Here is a 19016-nt window from a genome sequence, read left to right as displayed (position 1 = left end):
AATATTAAAGTGCGGTATTGTGCGAACGGTGGACCCCACCCCCAGCCCCTCCCCTCCGGGAGAGGGGAGCCTGACGATTAAATACGTAAGCGCCTCCGTGGCTCCCCTCTCCCGGAGGGGAGGGGCCGGGGGTGGGGTAACCCGCGGAGGGCGATGGGTAATCCATCACCTCACCAACCCAAACAACCCTTTGCGGCGCGGCTTCTCCACCGCGATGCCCGGAAACTGCTGGGCAAACTCGCGCCGGAGGGCCGGCTCGTGCTGGCGCGCAAACTCGGCATCGAAGTTGGCGGCCGCCAATTGCGCCACCACGGTACCGATGGGCGTTTGTTCGCGCAGCCAACGCTCCCACACGTCCTGGCGCTGGCGCAGGCCCAGAGCATTGGTGCCCGTCACGGCCTGGTTGGCTTCGCGGAAGTTGAGACGCAGCAGGTGCTTCCCATTTGGGTGCTGCCAGCAGAAGCTGGCGATGCCGACTTCGGGCCGGGCGGGCACGCGGCCATAGGTCTGGTATTCGAGATTGAAAAACTTAGCCGAGTTGAACCACATGCCGCGCCGGTAGGGGGTGGGCTGCCCGCAGATAGTGTGGGCCACGGTTTCGCCCTGCATGCGGCCGGTGTACCAGAGCTGCTCCACGGCCACTTCGCCGGGGGCGGGCTGACGGTGCTGGGCGCAGTCGCCGGCCGCGTACACGCCGGGCGCGCTGGTTTCGAGCAAGGTGTTGACCAAGATGCCGCGGTCCGTTTCCAGGCCGGCAGCCTGGGCTAAACCCAGGTTGGGCTGCACGCCGGTTGCCAAGCCCACCCACTCGGCGGGCAACTCCTGGCCGGTGGTTGTCGCCACGGCTTGCACGCGGCCCTGTGCGTCGCCGCGCAGTTCGCGCAGCTCGGTAGTCAACTGCAAGTCAATGTGCTGGTTAAGAATGTGGGCCTCCAGCAGGGCCGATTCCTCGGGCGGCAGCACCGACTGCCAGTAGCGCGCCTCGCGCACTAGCCACGTGACCCGGATGCCGCGCGAGTGCAGCATTTCGGCCAGCTCCACGCCGATGAGGCCGCCGCCCACCACCACGGCGCGGCCGATGCCCTGGGTATCGCGGCTCATGCGTTCGAGGTCGGGCAGGCCGTAGAAGCCCTGCACGCCGCGCAGCTCCCGGCCGGGCCAGTCGGGAAGGCGCGGCACCGAGCCGGTGGCCAGCAGCAGGTGGTCGTAGGTTAGAGGCGGGCCGGCAGTTAGCCGCACGGTGCGGGTGGCGGCATCTATCCCAATGGCTTCATCCTGAATAAGTTCCAAGCGGTTTTCAGCCCAGAACCAGTCGCCGTAAGGCTTCACGTCGGCGTAGCGCAAGTGGCCCAGGTACAGGTACATGAGCGCGGGGCGCGAATAGTGGTGCGCACTCTCGGCCGCTACCAGCGTAATGCGGGCCTCAGGCGAGAGCCGCCGCGCCGTGATGGCCGCCGTAACGCCCGTAATGCCGTTGCCAATGATAACGAGGTGCATAGAAAACAAAGAACGCCCAAACTGCCGGGTCCCGCCGGGCGTAGCACCTACGCACTGGCCCGGTCAGTGGGTTTGGGGCCCGCAAGCAATCTTATTTCCGGTATGACGTAAACATGCGACATACTATGACGTATATTTGCGTCATGCTGCCGGAGGGGCTTACCGGCCGCTGCTTTTCTACGCCATGACCTACGCCAAAACCGCCGCCTTCACCGCCGAGCAGCAGCAGCTGGCGCGGGTAGCCAAAGCCCTGGCCCATCCGGCGCGGGTGGCCATCATTCAGCTGCTGGCCAGCAAGCAAACCTGCATTTCGGGCGATATCGCCGCCGAGCTGCCGCTCGCGCGCACCACCGTGGCGCAGCACCTGCAGGAGCTGAAGGCGCTGGATTTGATACGCGGCGAAATCGACGGGCTCACCGTCTGCTACTGCCTCAACACGGAGCTGCTGCGGCAGGTGCGGCAGCAATTCCTGGCTTTTTTCGACGAGGCCACGGCGGGCCCTACCTGTGGCCCCGAAGATGCCTGTGCATGTTAATTATACTTATCTATTTACTGTCAATCAGTTTTTTATATAATAAAGAACGTCATGCTGAACGCAGTGAAGCATCTCTACCGCTTCGTTGAACGGCGCTGATGAAGCGGTAGAGATGCTTCACTGCGTTCAGCATGACGTTCTTTATTATATAAAAAAGGGATTTAAAATTAATTATATTTTAAATCCCTTTTTTACTTCACTTCCTTTCCTATGAAAATCTCCGAACTGAAGCAGACCCTGGCGGGCCTTGACGCCATCAACTTCCGGCTGCCCGATGGCACGGCCCTGCCGGCCCACTTCCACATGACGGAAGTTGGCCTGGTAACCAAGCACTTCATCGACTGCGGCGGCGTGGAGCGGCAGGAAACGGTGGCCAACTTCCAGCTCTGGGAGGCCGGCGACTATGACCACCGGCTGGCCCCGCAAAAATTTCTGCACATCCTTCAGCTCTCGGCGCGCATTTTGGGGTCTGAGGAGCTAGACATTGAGGTGGAGTACCAGCAGGCCACCATCGGTAAGTTTGGGCTGGCCTTCGATGGCCGCGACTTCCTGCTCACGCCCAAGCAAACGGCCTGCCTGGCCCAGGATGCTTGCGGCATCCCCAGCGCGGCTTTTGCACTGCCGCAGCTACAAATGGCGGGCTGCACACCGGGCGGGGGCTGCTGCTAACGTATTTATTGGTAAAGACTTAACCCTTTCGTTTCTTGCCCGCCATGCCGATTAGCGCCCTCACCGCCGCCCACTGGCCAGAAGTCAAAGTCATTTACGAAGCCGGCATTGTCACCGGGCAGGCCACGTTCACGACCGTGGCCCCGGCCTGGGCCGACTGGAACGCCAGCCACCTGCCGCACAGCCGCTGGGTAGCGCTGGACGAGGCCGGCCAGGTGCTAGCCTGGGCCGCGCTCTCACCCGTGTCGAGCCGCTGCGTGTACGCAGGCGTGGCCGAGGTGAGCATCTACGTGGCCGCCGAAGCGCGGGGCCAGGGCGTGGGCCGGCAGCTGCTGAACGCGCTGATTAGTAGCGCCGAAGCCCAGGGCCTGTGGACGCTGCAAGCCGGTATTTTTCTGGAGAATGCGGCCAGCCTGGCGCTGCACGCGGCCCACGGCTTCCGGCTGGTGGGCCGGCGCGAGCGCATTGCCCAGCTGGCCGGCGTGTGGCGCGACACCCTGCTGCTGGAGCGCCGCAGCCCCGTGGTGGGCGCTGCCCCCGCGAAGCCCAACATCCTGGTGCTGTGTACCGGCAACTCGTGCCGCAGCCAGCTGCTGCACGGCTACCTCCAGCAAGCGCTGGGCGAGCGCGTCACCGTGTATTCGGCGGGCATCGAAACCCACGGCCTCAACCCCCGCGCCGTGCGCGTGATGGCCGAAGACGGCGTGGACATCAGCCACCACACCAGCAACCACGTGGATGAGTACGCCGCCGTGCCGTTTGCCTACGTGCTCACGGTGTGCGACCACGCCCACGAAGCCTGCCCGGTGTTTCCTTCGTCGGCTAAAAAGCTGCACCACAACTTCCCCGACCCCGCCAAAGCCACCGGCACCGACGACGAGATTATGCAGCAATTCCGGGCCGTGCGCGGCGAGGTGAAGGCCTACGCCCATAATTTTGTGCAGGCGCACTTCGGGGCCAGCTAACTGCTCAATGGATTCGCAAACGGTTGACGTATTGGTGATTGGGGCGGGGCAGAGCGGGCTGGCCGTGGGCTACTACCTGCGCCGGGCGGGCTACTCATTTGCCCTGCTCGACGACCAGCCGCGGCCCGGCGGCGCGTGGCCCCACGGCTGGGATACGCTGCACCTGTTCTCCCCGGCCGAAGCCAATTCGCTGCCCGGCTGGCCCATGCCCCGCCCGGCCCCCGGCGGCCCCGAGTTTCCGCCCCGCGACGCGGTGGTGGCGTATCTAACTGAATATGAGCGCCGCTACGCGCTGCCCGTGCGCCGGCCGGTGCGCGTGGCGGCGGTAACCCGCGCCGGGGCTGGCTTCGCGGTGGCCACCAACCAAGGCGCGTGGCGGGCGCGAGCCGTGGTGTGCGCCACCGGCTCGTGGGGCCAGCCTTTTATCCCTGAATATACGGGGCGGGCGCTGTTTGCCGGCCGGCAGCTGCACTCGGCGCACTACCGCCGGGCGGCTGATTTTGCCGGGCAGCGCGTGCTGGTGGTGGGCGGCGGCAACTCGGGCGCCCAGGTGCTGGCCGACGTGTCGCGGGTGGCGCGCACCACCTGGGCCACCGAGCGCGCCCCGCGCCTGCTACCCGACGACGTGGATGGCCGCGTGCTTTTCGCCCAGGCCACCCAGCGCTACCAGGCCGGCCCTGCGGCCAGCCCACCCCCTAGCCTCGGCGATGTGGTGATGGTGCCCGAGGTGCGGGCGGCCCGCGCGCGCGGCGTGCTGCACAGCGTGCGCCCGCCGGCGCACTTCACCGCCACCGGCGTGGTGTGGCCCGATGGCCGGGCCGAAGCCTTCGACGCCGTTATCTGGTGCACGGGCTTCCGGCCGGTGCTGGGCTTCTTGGATGGGCTTGGGCTGGTGGAAGCAGATGGGCGCGTGGCCACGGCCGGCACCCGCGCCCTGGCGCTGCTGGGGCTTTGGCTGGTGGGCTACGGCAGCTGGACGGGCTTCGCCTCGGCCACGCTCATTGGGGTGGGCCGCTCGGCCCGCGCCACGGTGGCAGAAATCAAGGATTTTCTGGGCTAAGTATTTGTCAGACAACTGCTTTTGAGAAGTAAGTGCGGTGCTCCGGCCCACGCGCTGGCGCGCTACCCGCTTTCTTTGCAGCTCCCCCGTGCCCCACTTGCCCTTGACTGCCGCCCCGCCCCGCATTGCCGTGCTCATTCCGGCCCACAACGAGGAGAAATCCATCGCCTTGGTATTGAGCGAGATACCCGCCGGGCTGGTGCAGGAAGTAGTGGTGGTCGATAATGCCTCGACCGATGCTACCGCCGCCGCCGCCCGCGCCGCCGGGGCCACCGTGGTCACTGAGCCGCGCCCCGGCTACGGCCAGGCCTGCCTGGCCGGGCTGGCCTACTACGCCGCCCAGCCCGTCGGCCAAACCCCCGAAATCATCGTGTTTCTGGATGGCGACCACTCCGATTTTCCCGAGGAGATGCCTGCCCTGCTGGCCCCCCTCCTCAGCGGTGCGGCCGAGCTGGTTATCGGCTCGCGGGCGCTGGGTGAGCGCGAGCGCGGCGCGTTGCTGCCCCAGCAGCGCTTCGGTAATTGGCTGGCCGCCTGGTTGTTGCGCTTGCGCTATGGTGGTACCCATACCGACCTGGGCCCTTTCCGCGCCGTGCGGGCCGATGCGCTGGCCCGCATCGGCATGGTGGATACCAACTACGGCTGGACGGTGGAAATGCAGGTGAAAGCCGCTCGCCTCGGCCTGCGCGTGGTGGAGGTGCCCGTGCGCTACCGCCGCCGCATCGGCACCTCCAAAATATCGGGTACGGTGCGCGGCACCATCGGGGCGGGCTACAAGATTTTGTGGACGATTTTCAAGTACTGGTAGCTTGGCACTTCACGGGTTTACTGCAATAAGCACGTCATGCTGAACACAGTGAAGCATCTCTACCGCTTCGTTGAGTGGCACTAATGAAGCGGTAGAGATGCTTCACTGTGTTCAGCATGACGTGCTTTTCTTATCTATAGTGTTCCACTAATTGACCGCACCAGCTCGCCTTAATTTACTTCGCCTCAGCCAGCTACTAGCGCTGCTGCTCACGGGCGCGGCTTACTGGGGCCTAGCCTACGCCACGCCGCGGGCGCATTTCGGGCAGCTAGCGCTGCTCTTTGCCGTAGCAGGCGCGGCCTACGCCTGGCTGCTGCACACGCGGCTGCCGTTGCGCTGGGGGCTGGGTGCGGCGCTAGTGTTTCGGCTGCTGTGGCTGCCGGCCACCCCGGCGCTGAGCGACGATTTTTACCGCTTCCGCTGGGATGGCCTGCTGGCCAGCCACGGCCACAGCCCCTTCGCCGAAACGCCCCGGCAGCTGCTCCAGCACCCGCCCGCCGACTCGGCCGCCCTGCCCCTGGGCGAGCTGCGCCGCCTGCTGCCGCACCTCAATTCGCCCAACTACTTCTCGGTGTACCCACCCGTGGCCCAGGGCCTGTACCGGGCGGCTGCCGCGGCGTTCCCTGCCTCCGAAACCAGCTTCCTGATAGTGGTGCGTCTGGCCTTGCTGCTGGCCGATGCGGGCGCGGCGGCCCTGCTGCTCTGGCTATTGCCCCTGGCGGGCTGGCCCGCCCGCCGCGCTCTGGCATACCTGCTGCACCCGCTGGTGGTGGTAGAAGTGGCGGGCAACGTGCACATGGAGGGCATGGTAGTGACCTTTTTGCTGCTGACGGGCGCGCTGCTGCTGCGCCGCCGCACCCGGCTGGCAGCCGGCGCGCTGGCGCTGGCGGTGGCCACCAAGCTGCTGCCGCTGCTGGCGCTACCGCTGCTGGCCCGGCAGCTGGGGCGGCGGCGCTTTCGGTGGTTTTTGGGCGTGCTGGCGGGCAGCCTGGGGCTGCTGTTTCTGCCCTACCTGTCGTGGAGCCTGCTGCTGCACATCGGCCTCAGCCTCGACTTATATTTCCAGAGTTTCGAGTTCAATGCCAGCGTATTCTACCTGCTGCTGGGTGTGGGCAAGTGGCTGACGGGCGTTGACTTAGTGGGGGGCCTGGGGCCGCTGCTGGGGCTGGGCGCGGCGTACCTGGCCTTCTGGCTGGCGCGGCGCGCAGGGCGGCCCCGGCTGGCGGCGGTGCCGCAGCTGTTGCTACTCACGCTCAGCGGCTACTTCGCGCTGGCTACCATTGTGCACCCCTGGTACCTGGTGCCGCTAGTGGCGCTCAGCTGCTTTTCGCCGCTGCGCTACGCACGGGTGTGGGCCGGGCTGGCCGTACTTTCCTACGCCGCCTACCGCACCACCGCCTATACCGAAAGCGGCCTGCTGCTCACCATTGAATACGGCGGCACGCTGGCCTGGGCCGCGTGGGAAGTGGCAGTTGGTGAAGGAGTTAACGAGTGAACGCTATTACGAGGTAGCTGGTGGTGGGCTCTGCCCCGTGCCAGCTACCTCGTAATAGCACTCACTCGTTCGCCAACTCACCCCCTTGCCAAGTAGCCAGGTCCTGGGCCGAGTCTACATCGTGCAGGGTGGGCAACTGGGCCACGCGCAAGCCCAGACGGGCGGCGTCGGCCAGGGTGTCGGGCAGCACGGTGGCGGTGCTCCAGTCTTTATTGGCGAATAGTTGGGGCTGCAACTCATTAATTCCCAGTAGGTAATACCCACCGTCATCGGCCGGGCCCACTACCAGGTCGTGGCTTAGTAACTGGCCGAAAGCCTGCCGCAGCAGCTCCGCGCTCAGGCCAGGGCAGTCGGTGCCGATGACCACCACCCGGCCCGCCCCCGCCGCAAAGGCCTCGCCGAAGGCCTGCGCCATACGTGCCCCGAGCGAGCCAGCAGCCGGCTGCACCCGCCAGGGCAGGCCGGGCCACTCGGGCCGCGCCTGGGTGGGGTAGCCCTCGGCGGGCGCTTCTGCTAGCCAGACCGTGGCGGGCACCTGCGCCGCCCGCACGGCCGCCGCCGTTAGGGCCAGCAGCTCGCGGTACACGGCCAGCGCCGCTGCCTCCCCAATGCCCGCCGCCAACCGGGTTTTAACGCGCCCCAGCACCGGCTCGCGGGCAAATATCAACAAGTGTGGGGCAGGCAAGGAAGCAGGGGACATAGGCGGCGGTTTTTACTTGAAAAGGAAGGCGGCAAGCTACGCCCAAGTGTAGGGTAAGCTTTTAGCTTGCCGCCAGGAGAGCCGGGCAGCCAGCGCAGTTATGGTACAAGGCTTATGTAAAACGTTTGTCATTGCTTCGCTGCGAAGCAATGACAAACGTTTTACATAAGCCCTCTATTGGTTGAAAATGTGACTGTTAATGTTCTAATTATCGTCAGGCAACGCCCACTATAGGTAAGCTAAAGCTCACCCTACGCTGCTACAACTTGCCCTGCCGGATGAGCCGGCGGTAGAGTTGTACTAGGCGGCGCTGCGATACGCCCGAATAATAAAGCACCACGATAAGTATAAAAATGCCTTGTAGCCGGAACACCCCGTTAACCAGGTACTTACGCGCCGAGGTGGTTGCCGCGCGGGGCAGCACCCGAAACGGCGCTTTTGCTTGCAGGCGCTTCACGATTTCCTGGTCTTCCATCACCAACAGGTTTTCGCGGTAGCCCCCGATGCGCACAAACAGGCCGCGGCGCACAAACAGGCTTTGGTCGCCGAAGCGGACGGCCGTGAGAGGCAGCCGGGTGCACCAGGCGCTGAAGCGCAGCAACCAGTGCGGGTGGTCGAAGGCCAGCCGGTAGCAACCCGCCCCGTAGCCCTGCCCCACGGCCTGCCGCACCTCGGCCAGGAAGCCGGGCGGCGGGTAGGAGTCGGCGTGCAGAAAATAGAATACTTCGCCCTGCGCCTGCTGCGCGCCGTGGTTGAGCTGGGCGGCGCGGCCCTTGCGTGGGCTGGCTAGCACGGTAGCCCCGGCCTGCCGGGCCAGTTGCACAGTGGCGTCGGTGCTGCCCCCGTCCACCACCAGCACCTCCGGCGCGGGCTCGTCGGCCGTGGCCTGGCGCAGGTAAGTAAGCAGGGCCACGATGGATTCCGCTTCGTTGTAAGTAGGAATAATAATGCTGACCGCCAGCCCACTAGCTGATGGCTGGTCCGCGCTCGCTACCTCCCCAGAAAGCCCCGTCGAAAAAAACATGCGTGTACTACCCGCGGCCAAAACAACGGCGGTCCGCCTGGATTACGTACGTACGCTGGGGCGCGGCGCACGTTGCGCATCCCGGCCACTGGCGCGGGGCCGGCCAGCTGCCCGGCCGCCAATTCGCGCAAGGTTTCTTCTGCCTCTTTGCTTGTCCATCATGTCGTTTTTTCCGGTTTCGCACCCCTTCCTTAAACGCTTCGACCGCTGGGCGGCGCCAGCCCTGGGCTTGCTGGGCCTGGGGTTGCTGCTGCTCGAAACCCGCCACCCGCTACGGCCGCGCACCCGCCCCCGGGCCGAGCGCTGGCGGCGCAACGTGCTGCTGGCGGCCCCTTCGCTGCCCGCCGCCCGCCTCACGCTGCTGCCCGCCATGGTGGGCCTGGCGCAGCGGGCCGCCCCCCACTACCCGGCCCGGCAGCTGGCCCGCCTGCCCGCGCCCCTGCGCCTGGCCTTGGAGGTGCTAGTGCTTGACTACCTGGCTTATAGCTGGCACCGGCTGCTGCATTCGCCGCTGCTGTGGCGGCTGCATCGGGTGCACCACAACGACCTCGACATGGACATTACCACGGCCTGGCGCTTCCACTTTGGCGAAATGCTGGCCAGCATTCCGTACCGGGCGGGGCTGCCGGCGCTGCTGGGCATTCGGCCGGCCACGGTGCTGGCCTACGAGGCGGTTTTTGAGGCCGGTACGGCTTTTCACCACAGCAATTGGCGGCTGCCGCTGGCCGTGGAGCGCCGGCTGGCCCCGCTGCTGGTGACGCCGCGGGCCCATGGCATCCACCACTCGGTGGTGCACCGCGAATCGCAGAGCAATTTCGGCGTGGTGCTCACCCTCTGGGACCGCCTGCACCGCACCCTGCGCCTCAACGTGCCGCAGCAAGCCCTCACCATCGGCGTGCCCGCCTACCCCGACCCGACCCGCCAAACCGTGGCCCAGCTCCTGGCGCTGCCCCTGGCCCCGCAAGAGCCTTGGGCCCGCCCCAATGGCACGGTGCCCGAGCGCCCCGCCCCGGCCGGCCCGCTCACCGAGCTAAGCTGGTAGTGCGGGCTACCGCTCCGTAAAACGGCTACTCGCTGCCGTGCGTAGCCATAAAGGCCAGGAGCGGCGGCAGTCTTGCCCCACCACAAGGCTGCGCTGGTAATCCAGCTTCTTGAGCAACAGCCCCATAAGCAGCGGCATCATCTCTAAAAAGCCGCCTTCTTGGCTAATTACTGATAATCAATAAGTTGGCACATATTCTTGGGGTGCATATAGGTGCGTCGTTGCTCTTGGTGACGGCCCCATCCAGGAAAAACGGGCAGGTCATCAAGACTATTGGCCCGGCGTAGGAGCGGGTAGGGGTGGCGGTAGTCGCCGCCGTAGCAGTAGTAACAGGAGTAGCAATACGCGGCGTAAGGCACAAAAAAAGCCGGCCTCGAAGGGCTGGCTGGGAAAATATTGTTGCTGATTAAATATAGGTTAGAATAATTTATGCTGCCCCTCTGCCGACTTCTACCTGAGTAGGCATCTCATCATATGTCCTTCCGTTCAATAAACGGCCTGATGCTTTTTTGTTTTTTCCTCCCCACTGCTTAAAAAAGAATGCCACGCCCGCACTCTTACATTGTTCTTGAATATCTAAAACCCAATCAGAATCCATTGGTCGCGGCTTATGACCACTTTCTCCACCAACTATAACCCAATCTATTTTCTTTAGATTTAAATTGGAGAGAGGACCAATTAATGGTTCAAGTGAAAGGAATTTTACTTTTGCCTTTGTTTTTCTCAAAAATGATATTCTATCAACTACTTCATTGTTTTCAACAGAAACGCCCATCCAAATATTATGCGTCCATTTTAATTCTTTATTTATTTCATATAGACGTTCTGCCCTTTTAGTTAGGACTTGAAATATATGTTGAGGATTGTCATTCATAACATGAAAAACTTGCTTAATAAATTCGAGAGGAACGTCCTTATGAAAAAGGTCGCTCATTGAATTTACAAAGACAACTTTTGATGTTTTCCATGTGTATGGAATTGCTAAAGTATCAGGGTGTGTTCTAATGATTTTAAAACCGTCACTGTACTTCTCTTGCCCCATTGCTTTTAACCGGCGAGTCATAATCTCTGCGTAGCAAAATTTGCAGCCAGCGGAAACCTTGGTGCAGCCCGTTGTAGGGTTCCAAGTCATTTCAGTCCATTCGATAGATGAAGTAGCCATTATTTAAATGTTAAAGTGCAATATTTAGAAAGTAAGACTGAAACTACGTGCTCTTTGCCATCTGTAAATACAGATTCTAACTTATTGTCGTCAACAAGACTTCGGAGCGCTTTAGTATAATGGTTTCGGCTATATAAGTTGTCTTTGTGATGAGCATTAAATAAGTCTTCTGCTAATATGGTTTTGCCTGAATATGAAGAGTATAATGATATTTTTAATTTTTCAATATTGTTGAATTTAGCTTGTGCATCAAATAGTTCATGAACGGAATTATCTAATGATTTTGCATCAAAGGTGTATGTTTTAACCCCATCAAATATGGTACCTACATTTGCAAAGTCGTTATAAATTGTCTTAATTAAATCAAATCCTTTTGAGTTCTTAGTTAAATGTAATATGTAATGACTCGTTGCATTAGAATCCTCTTCCTGAAACTTAAATGATGTGTAATACACCCTGGAGCCAAGTGCTATCTCATACTCTTTTCCTAGACTATCTACTACTAAGCTAAGTCGTTCCGTAACAGATTGCTTATATCTTCTGTCCTCTTTCACCTTTTCGAGGCTAGCAGGAAATAATTCCTGCATCAACTCCTCGAATTTATCATTCTCAAGCGCTGGTTGAATTCTTTTTGTATTTACAAAAATAAATATTTCGTTGCCCCATTTTTTTAAAAATGCTGAAAGAATCTTTGTTTCAATTCCTTTGTAGCCAAAAGGGTCAATAAATAATACGGCAGGACTATCATTCGCAGGGCCATTCTCTGTGCCTTTGAGCAAGTAATCTGTTATAGCTTGACTTTCGCCTACAGTACTTTTGCCGAAATGAGGTTTATACTTAAAAGAGCCTTTAGGAAATTTATTGTTGAAATTATCTGATAGTTCTTTGTAATAAGTATTGTCGTTGAATACAAATTTTACTAGTGACCTAAGGCTGTCGTTCTGAAAACATTTATCCGCTACTAATAAAGGCGTTGAAGCGTTGCCGTCTTTATACAAGCCAGGACCTGAAAATAAATCTATGTAACGAAATTGTGTTTGTGGAATCTTGCTTGAGATTATTTTGCAATAGTCAGGGAAGTATTCGGAAACTATATTTGCCTTTATTCTAGAAGATATAGTTTGCTTGTTGAAAAAATCGGCATTTTTCATTTGCGATTTATCTTATGGTTAGTTTGTTATAGTGCAAGTAGGCAGCTTTTTGCTTTCGATACACAAGGTAGTAGATAGTTTGCCTATTTTTTTGACTGGCGTTAAATTTATTTTAGTTTATATAGCAATAATATTGTTAGCTACAACAGGGTACATAAGCTTAGCCCGCCAGGCCCGACCTTTGCACCATGCACCTTACCGCCACCACCCAGTTTGGCCTCGAAGAAGTCCTGGTAGACGAACTGCGCCAGCTTGGCGCCACCATCGAATACGTGGGCAGCCGCGCCGTTGAGTTTAGCGGCGACAAAAAACTGCTCTACAACACCATCCTCTGGAGCCGCACGGCCATGCGCCTGTTGCGCCCCTTCGCCGATTTTTACGCCCGCGACGAGCAGGCCCTCTACGACCAGGTGGGCGACATTGACTGGAGCCGCTTCATCGGCCCCGGCCAAACGTTTGCCATTACGGCCGTGGTCAACAAGTCGAGCTTCGAGCACTCGCTCTACGTGGCCCAACTCACCAAAGACGCCATCGTGGACCAGTTTCGGGCCCGCACCGGCGAGCGCCCCAGCATCGACACTCGCAACCCCGACATCCGCATTCACCTGCGCATGCTCGAAAACGACGTGATTCTGAGCCTCGACGCGGCCGGCGACTCGCTGCACCGCCGCGGCTACCGCCAGGCCACCAACGACGCCCCCCTCAACGAGGTGCTGGCCGCTGGCCTCATCCTGCTCAGCGGCTGGGACCAGAAAAGCCCCCTCATCGACCCCATGTGCGGCTCGGCCACCATCCTCACCGAGGCCGGCCTCATTGCCCAGCGCATCGCGCCCGGCCTGTTTCACCAGGGCAAGTTTGGCTTCGAAAACTGGGCCGACTTCGACGCCGACCTGTGGCAGCAGCTGCGCGAAGAGGCTAAGGCCCAGCGCATAGAGGAGCCGCAGGCTTACCTAGCTGGCTCCGACCTCGACCCCCGCGTGATTGACCAGGCCGCCCAGAATATCGAAGCCGCCGGCCTCGACGAGTGCATCCGCCTGAGCGTGCGCGACGTGCGCGATGCCCAGCCGCCCCAGGGCCAGGAACCCGGCCTCGTCATCACCAACCCGCCCTACGGCGAGCGGATAGGGGAGGAAACCCAGATGGACGCGCTTTACAAAACCATTGGCGACGCGCTGAAGACGAATTTTCAGGGCTATGAGGCCTTCATCTTTACCGGCAACCTGGAGGCGGCCAAGGCCATCGGCCTGAAGGTGTCGCGCCGCATTCCGCTCTTCAACGGGCCCATTGACTGCCGCCTCCTGAAGTATGAGCTATACCGGGGCACGCGTCGGGTTTCTCCGGCCGCCCCCGATACCGAATTAGACGCAACGGATAAATAATGTACTGAAAGTCAGGGATGAAAGGGGTTGAGATAGAGATTTTTGCGGCCCTTTCAACGGCACTTCCGTATGCAAAGCCCTAACTCCAAATTTATTAGCTCCTGACTTTCATGTCTTACTCCTGGAAAAGCGCCTCGGCGCGCTGGGCTGCGCCCGTAGCCGCCCTAAGCTTACTAGCTGCGTGCAGCACCAGCCAAACCACCGAAACCGCCAGCACCACCGCGGCTAGCGACTCGACAGCGACCAGCAAGCCGATGGCCGACACCACCGCCGCCGCTACTGCCAGCGCGCCCAAGCCCGTAACGCCCGCCGGCCCCAAGCCCGCCTGGGGCCCCGGCCTGCACCCTGAGATGCAAGCCGTTATTGAGCAGCTCACGGCCATGAGCGGCCCCACGCCCCCCTCGAAATTGACCCCGCCGGAAGTCCGTAAGGCTCCCAGCGCCGCCGATGCCGCGATGGCCACGATGCAGAAATTCAACATCCCTACGCCGCCCGCCACCGCCGACACCATGAGCCGCGTGGTAATGCCCGGCGTGAAGGTGCGTATTTATACCCCCAAGGGCGCTACCGGCCCGCTGCCGGTGATTGTGTACTACCACGGCGGCGGCTGGGTGATTGCCACCCTCGACACCTACGACGCTTCGGTGCGTAGCCTGGTCGAGCAGACGGGTGCCATCATCGTATCAGTGGCTTACCGCCAGGCCCCGGAAAATAAGTTTCCGACCGCCCACAACGACAGCTTTGCCGCCTACCAGTGGACGCTCAAAAACGCCGCTAGCTTCAAGGGCGACCCCGCCCGCGTAGCCGTGGCCGGCGAAAGCGCCGGCGGCAACCTGGCCTGCGCCGTGAGCATGATGGCCCGCGACAAGAAGGTGCAGCTACCTAAGCATCAGCTGCTTGTGTACCCCATTGCCGGCTACGACCTGAACACGCCCTCGTACCTAGCCAACACCCAGACCAAGCCGCTCAACAAGGACTTCATGGCCTGGTTCTTCAAGTACTACCTGCGTAGCCCCGCCGATGGCAAGAACCCGCTCATCGACTTGGTGCACGCCAACCTGAAAGGACTGCCGCCCACCACCCTCATCACCGACCAATACGACCCGCTGATGAGCGAAGGCAAGATGCTGGCTGATAACCTGCAAAAAGCTGGCGTAGCCGTAAAATACCAGAACTACGACGGCGTAACCCACGAGTTCTTCGGCATGGCCGCCGTAGTGCCTGAGGCTAAGCAAGCCCAGGCCCTGGCCAGCGGCGAGCTGAAAAGCGCGCTGAGTAAGTAAGCTAATCCTAGCAAGCTTGTTGCTAAAAACGGCACCCCAACGGGTGCCGTTTTTTTATGAGCCACGTTTTCCAAGAACTAGCGACGCCCCTGCTAGTGGTTTAGCAACGGCGCAGTAACTGGCCGGGCGCGGCTGACTGGGCTGCCCGCGGCGGACTTGGCTAAATTCTTTGGAACTTCGTGTGGCCGATTGTTATTTTAATCTTTCGACCGAAGTGCCTTATGCCCGCTACCACCGCCCCCGCCGTTTCCCTTACCGCTGCCCGCCAGGCGCTCAAGCGCTACTATGGCTATGATAATTTTCGGCCTATGCAGGGCGACATTATCCAGAGCATTCTGGGCGGCCAGGATACGGTGGTGCTTATGCCCACCGGCGGCGGCAAGTCGGTCTGCTTTCAGATTCCGGCCGTGGTGAGTGAGGGCGTGTGCGTGGTGGTATCGCCGCTCATCGCGCTCATGAAGGACCAGGTGGAAGCCCTGAAAGCCAACGGGATAGTGGCCGCCTACATCAACAGCAGCGTGGGCCAGAGCGAGGCCACCGACATCACCCGGGCCGCCCTCAGCGGCCACCTCAAGCTGCTCTACGTGAGCCCCGAGAAGCTGCTGAGCGACGGCTTTCTGCAGTTTCTCACGCGGGTCAACGTCAGTATGTTTGCCATTGACGAGGCGCACTGTATTTCGAGTTGGGGCCACGATTTCCGGCCCGAGTACACGCAGCTGGGCGCGTTGCGGCAGCAGTTTCCGAGCACGCCTATCATCGCGCTCACGGCCACGGCCGACCGCCTCACGCAGCGCGACATCAAAACTCAGCTCAACCTGCACGAGCCCAAAGTCTTCCTCTCCAGCTTCGACCGGCCCAACATCAACCTCGTGGTGCGCCCAGGCCAGGACCGCATCGGGCAGATTCTCGACTTTATTGGCCGCCACCCCAACGATGCGGGCATCATCTACTGCCTTTCGCGCAAGAGCTGCGAAACAGTGGCCCAAAAGCTTCAGCAGAAGGGTATTAAGGCCGGCTACTACCACGCCGGCATGACGCCCAACCAGCGCGCCGAGGCCCAGGAAAAGTTTTTGCAGGACGACTTGCAGGTGATTGTGGCCACCATCGCCTTTGGCATGGGCATCGACAAGAGCAACGTGCGCTGGGTGATGCACTACAACCTGCCCAAAAACATCGAGGGCTACTACCAGGAAATCGGCCGCGCCGGCCGCGACGGCACCGATGCCACCGCGTTGCTCTTCTATAGCTTCGCCGACGTGATGTCGATGCGCGAGATGGTGACCAAAGACGTACCCCAGCGCCAGGCCCAGCTCAACACGGCCAAGCTGGAGCGTATGCAGCAGTTTGCCGAGGCCGCCAGCTGCCGCCGCCGCATTTTGCTGCACTATTTCTCGGAAGACCTGGGCCACGACTGCGGCAACTGCGACATCTGCCGCAACCCGCCCACTACATTCGACGGCACCCTGCTGGCCCAAAAGGCGCTGTCGGCCAGCACCCGTGCCCAGCAGCGCGTGGCCATCAACTTACTCATTGATATTCTGCGTGGTATGCGCAACCAGGCCGTGCTGCAAGGCGGCTACGACCAGCTCAAAACCTACGGCGCCGGCCAAGACCTGCCCTACCTCGACTGGTATAGCTACGTGCACCAGATGCTGAACGACGGCCTCTTCTACATTGCTTACGAGGAAGGCTACGCCCTCAAAATAACCGAGCGCGGCCAGCAGGTGCTGAAGGGCCAGCTCGCCGTGTCGCTCAAGAAATTTCAGGTGGCCGAGAAGGCCGATAAGCAAACCCGCGCCACCAAAAAGGCTGCCGCCGATGCCGCCGCGGCCGGTGCCGGCACCCCCGAGGCGCGCCTTTTCGAGCGCCTGCGCCAGCTCCGCAAACAGATTGCCGACGAGCAGGGCGTGCCGCCCTACGTGGTATTTACCGACACTACGCTCCAGGAAATGGCGCGCGAGCAGCCCACCAGCCGCATTGCCATGCTCTCGGTTTCGGGCGTGGGCATGAAGAAATTTGAAACCTACGGCGAGGCGTTTATCGAAGCCATCTTGCAGCACGGCCCGCCCCGCGCCGTGCCCGATGCCGCCGATGCGTCGCTCAACGCGCCGCCCTTCAGCGAGGACGACTACACGCCCGGCCCCCGCTCGGCGGCCCAGAAAAAGACCGACCGCGATGTGAACGATAGCGAGGACCAAACCTTTCAGCTGCACCGCCAAGGTCTTAAGCCTGAGCAGATTGCTGAGCAGCGCAACCTGGCCCTCAGCACCGTGAAAAGCCACCTGGAGCGCGCCTACACCAAGGGCCTCGACCTGCGCATGCACGATTTCCTGTCCGACTCGCAGCTGGCTGAGATTGCGGCCGCCCGCGCCCAACTTGGCGGCGCGCCCGCCCTGCGTGACCTCTTCGACCACTTGCGCGAGAAGTACGACTACTTTCAGCTGCGGCTGGCGGGCATTCGGGCGCAGCGCGGGCGGTAGAAGCAGCAGGCAATGGAGTTCTACCAAAAACATCCTGTGTGGGGATACACACGTTTCACTACAACGGAAGACGGCTTGTTGATAGACCGAAAGCGGCTGACTAACCACGTCAGAGTCGAAATTCCTTATGAAGAACTGTTGCCAGTTCGGGGTAAAATGGAGCGCTCTTTTCCGCTGCTGCTCAGTTTTTTTGTTGCCTTTGGGGTTGTTGGCTCTTGGGTACAGGAACTTAGTAAGCCCATTGCTGACCAAGCTTGGCTGGTAGCTTCAGGTGTAGCGTCGCTGCTAATAGCCGGGGTATGCTATTTCACTTACACTCGCTGGCAAAATCGCTTTATGGTGCTGACTGGTAAAGGCGATTTTTCAGTAGTTGCTCAGCCTGAAGATGATGCTACTCTGCAGCAATTCATCACTGATTTGCGAGCCCATGCAAAAGCGTATTTATACCAATGGTACGTGTACCCGCGCCAGGAATTGACTTCAAGAAAAGGAGTTGCACGCTGGTATTGGCTTCATGAGCAGAAGGTTATCTCTACCGAAGAGTTTCAGGCTGGCTTTGCTGCAAAAAAGAAAAGGGCTGAAAAATAGTGACCATGCTAGTGTAGGATTTTGTGCATCCTACGCGCAAGCCTTGGTAGCCAGCCGCCTCATTGGGGCGGCTGTTTTTGCGTTGGCCTACCTAAAAATTCAATTAGCCCAACAATTCCCACCCCGTTAGCGTTGGCAAGTCTAATGGAATTAGTAACTTGCGGCCTGTGTTGCCGGTTTTGTGCGTCGCGCGCCCTCCGCGTTGGGTTTTTCCTCCCTTGTCTTTCCTAACCGTTATGATTAATACCAACCTCAAGTTCTGGCGTCGCGAGCTGAGCCTGACGCAAGCCCAACTAGCTGACAAGCTGGGTATTAAACGCTCCCTGGTGGGTGCTTACGAAGAAGGGCGCGCCGAGCCGCGCCTGGCCACGCTCGTCAATATGGCGCGGCTCTTCAATATTCCGCTTGACTCGCTGGCTACTACCGACTTTACCAAGCGCAAAAACGCTAAAACGGCCGCCGCCCTGCGCGAAGCTGGCCCCCTCGACGATACCCTGCCCGAAGACAAGCCCCTGCGCATTCTGGCCATCACGGTGGGCCCCGACGACCGGGAAAATATTGAACTAGTGCCGCTTAAAGCCGCTGCTGGCTACCTCAACGGGTACGCCGACCGCGAATTTATTGAGGAGCTGCCCCGCTTCCGGCTGCCCATGCTCACGAGCACCGGTACATTCCGGGCTTTCGAAATTGCTGGCGACTCGATGCTACCGCTAGCCAGCGGCACCACCATCGTGGGCCGCTACGTCGATGACTGGGCCACCATAAAGGATGGCACGCCCTGCATTGTGGTGAGCCAAAAGGACGGCATCGTGTTCAAGCGCGTATATAACAAGCTGAAGCAGAGTGCCATGTTTGCCCTGCAATCGGATAACCCGCTGTACTCGCCCTACGACGTGAAGGCGGAGGACGTGCTCGAAATTTGGGAAGCCAAGAGCTACATCAGCAGCGCGTTCCCCATTGGCGGCGTGTCGCTGGAGCACTTGGCCAGCATGGTCCTCGACCTTACGCAGCAGGTGAAGATGATGCAGTTGCAGCGGGCGTAACGCTGCCAACCAGTTTGCTGCAAGACTAGAAATGTCATGCTGAACGCAGTGAAGCATCTCTACCGTATCGTTGAATAAATCAAACGATGCGGTAGAGATGCTTCACTGCGTTCAGCATGACGTTCCTTTAAGTGG

General features: G+C 60.4%; 17 protein-coding genes. 12 read left to right on the top strand and 5 right to left on the bottom strand.

Features of this window, described 5'->3' with window-relative positions:
• Window positions 1-165: 165 nt before the first annotated feature.
• Window positions 166-1497 carry an NAD(P)/FAD-dependent oxidoreductase gene (locus ACYVGC_RS01780; RefSeq protein ID WP_460582061.1) on the bottom strand — a complete coding sequence of 444 codons (1332 nt, stop codon included), beginning with the start codon at window positions 1495-1497 and terminating at the stop codon, window positions 166-168.
• A 184-nt stretch (window positions 1498-1681) separates the two neighbouring features.
• Between ACYVGC_RS01780 and ACYVGC_RS01775 the strand changes: the two genes are divergently transcribed.
• The 6 genes from ACYVGC_RS01775 (at window position 1682) to ACYVGC_RS01750 (ending at window position 7029) form a co-directional block, all read left to right on the top strand.
• Window positions 1682-2032, top strand: coding sequence for an ArsR/SmtB family transcription factor (locus ACYVGC_RS01775; protein ID WP_460582060.1), 351 nt, complete (start codon window positions 1682-1684; stop codon window positions 2030-2032).
• Between the two features lie 210 nt (window positions 2033-2242).
• Window positions 2243-2701 carry a DUF6428 family protein gene (locus ACYVGC_RS01770; RefSeq protein WP_460582059.1) on the top strand — a complete coding sequence of 153 codons (459 nt, stop codon included), beginning with the start codon at window positions 2243-2245 and terminating at the stop codon, window positions 2699-2701.
• 44 nt (window positions 2702-2745) lie between these two features.
• Window positions 2746-3666, top strand: a complete 921-nt coding sequence (locus ACYVGC_RS01765) for a GNAT family N-acetyltransferase (RefSeq protein WP_460582058.1) — start codon at window positions 2746-2748, stop codon at window positions 3664-3666.
• A gap of 7 nt (window positions 3667-3673) precedes the next feature.
• The gene (locus ACYVGC_RS01760) at window positions 3674-4726 is read left to right on the top strand and encodes an ArsO family NAD(P)H-dependent flavin-containing monooxygenase (RefSeq protein ID WP_460582057.1); all 1053 of its coding nucleotides are present in this window, start codon (window positions 3674-3676) and stop codon (window positions 4724-4726) included.
• Window positions 4727-4814: 88 nt separating this feature from the next.
• Window positions 4815-5534: a glycosyltransferase family 2 protein gene (locus ACYVGC_RS01755; protein ID WP_460582056.1), complete on the top strand. Its 720-nt coding sequence runs from the start codon at window positions 4815-4817 to the stop codon at window positions 5532-5534.
• 151 nt (window positions 5535-5685) lie between these two features.
• The gene (locus ACYVGC_RS01750; protein ID WP_460582055.1) at window positions 5686-7029 is read left to right on the top strand and encodes a hypothetical protein; all 1344 of its coding nucleotides are present in this window, start codon (window positions 5686-5688) and stop codon (window positions 7027-7029) included.
• Between the two features lie 61 nt (window positions 7030-7090).
• On the opposite strand, the gene ACYVGC_RS01745 is transcribed toward ACYVGC_RS01750, so the two are convergent.
• Together ACYVGC_RS01745 and ACYVGC_RS01740 are read right to left on the bottom strand one after the other, a co-directional pair.
• Window positions 7091-7729, bottom strand: a complete 639-nt coding sequence (locus tag ACYVGC_RS01745) for a TIGR04282 family arsenosugar biosynthesis glycosyltransferase (protein WP_460582054.1) — start codon at window positions 7727-7729, stop codon at window positions 7091-7093.
• A 259-nt stretch (window positions 7730-7988) separates the two neighbouring features.
• Window positions 7989-8753: a TIGR04283 family arsenosugar biosynthesis glycosyltransferase gene (locus ACYVGC_RS01740; RefSeq protein ID WP_460582053.1), complete on the bottom strand. Its 765-nt coding sequence runs from the start codon at window positions 8751-8753 to the stop codon at window positions 7989-7991.
• 160 nt (window positions 8754-8913) lie between these two features.
• On the opposite strand from ACYVGC_RS01740, the gene ACYVGC_RS01735 reads away from it, so the two are divergent.
• Window positions 8914-9795: a sterol desaturase family protein gene (locus tag ACYVGC_RS01735; RefSeq protein ID WP_460582052.1), complete on the top strand. Its 882-nt coding sequence runs from the start codon at window positions 8914-8916 to the stop codon at window positions 9793-9795.
• A gap of 427 nt (window positions 9796-10222) precedes the next feature.
• Here ACYVGC_RS01735 and ACYVGC_RS01730 read toward each other — a convergent pair whose 3' ends face one another.
• Both ACYVGC_RS01730 and tcmP read right to left on the bottom strand, forming a co-directional pair.
• A complete protein-coding gene (locus tag ACYVGC_RS01730; protein ID WP_460582051.1) occupies window positions 10223-10957 on the bottom strand; it encodes a DUF5131 family protein in 735 nt (244 codons plus the stop codon).
• The gene (gene tcmP / locus ACYVGC_RS01725; RefSeq protein ID WP_460582050.1) at window positions 10957-12108 is read right to left on the bottom strand and encodes a class I SAM-dependent methyltransferase; all 1152 of its coding nucleotides are present in this window, start codon (window positions 12106-12108) and stop codon (window positions 10957-10959) included. The genes ACYVGC_RS01730 and tcmP overlap by 1 nt, the downstream gene beginning before the upstream one ends.
• Before the next feature lie 188 nt (window positions 12109-12296).
• Between tcmP and ACYVGC_RS01720 the strand changes: the two genes are divergently transcribed.
• The 5 genes from ACYVGC_RS01720 to ACYVGC_RS01700 all read left to right on the top strand — a co-directional run bounded on the left by ACYVGC_RS01720 (window position 12297) and on the right by ACYVGC_RS01700 (window position 18881).
• On the top strand, window positions 12297-13487 hold the full coding sequence (locus ACYVGC_RS01720; RefSeq protein WP_460582049.1) for a THUMP domain-containing class I SAM-dependent RNA methyltransferase: 1191 nt from the start codon (window positions 12297-12299) through the stop codon (window positions 13485-13487).
• Between the two features lie 110 nt (window positions 13488-13597).
• A complete protein-coding gene (locus ACYVGC_RS01715) occupies window positions 13598-14770 on the top strand; it encodes an alpha/beta hydrolase (protein ID WP_460582048.1) in 1173 nt (390 codons plus the stop codon).
• Window positions 14771-14991: 221 nt separating this feature from the next.
• Entirely contained in the window at window positions 14992-17250 is a 2259-nt protein-coding gene (recQ, locus tag ACYVGC_RS01710) for a RecQ family ATP-dependent DNA helicase (RefSeq protein ID WP_460582047.1), read from the top strand.
• Window positions 17251-17262: 12 nt separating this feature from the next.
• On the top strand, window positions 17263-17838 hold the full coding sequence (locus ACYVGC_RS01705) for a hypothetical protein (RefSeq protein WP_460582046.1): 576 nt from the start codon (window positions 17263-17265) through the stop codon (window positions 17836-17838).
• A 236-nt stretch (window positions 17839-18074) separates the two neighbouring features.
• A complete protein-coding gene (locus ACYVGC_RS01700) occupies window positions 18075-18881 on the top strand; it encodes a helix-turn-helix domain-containing protein (RefSeq protein ID WP_460582045.1) in 807 nt (268 codons plus the stop codon).
• The last annotated feature ends 135 nt before the right edge of the window (window positions 18882-19016 follow it).

It is taken from the genome of Hymenobacter arcticus (assembly GCF_054779975.1).
This window is presented reverse-complemented; position numbering and strand designations above follow the sequence as displayed.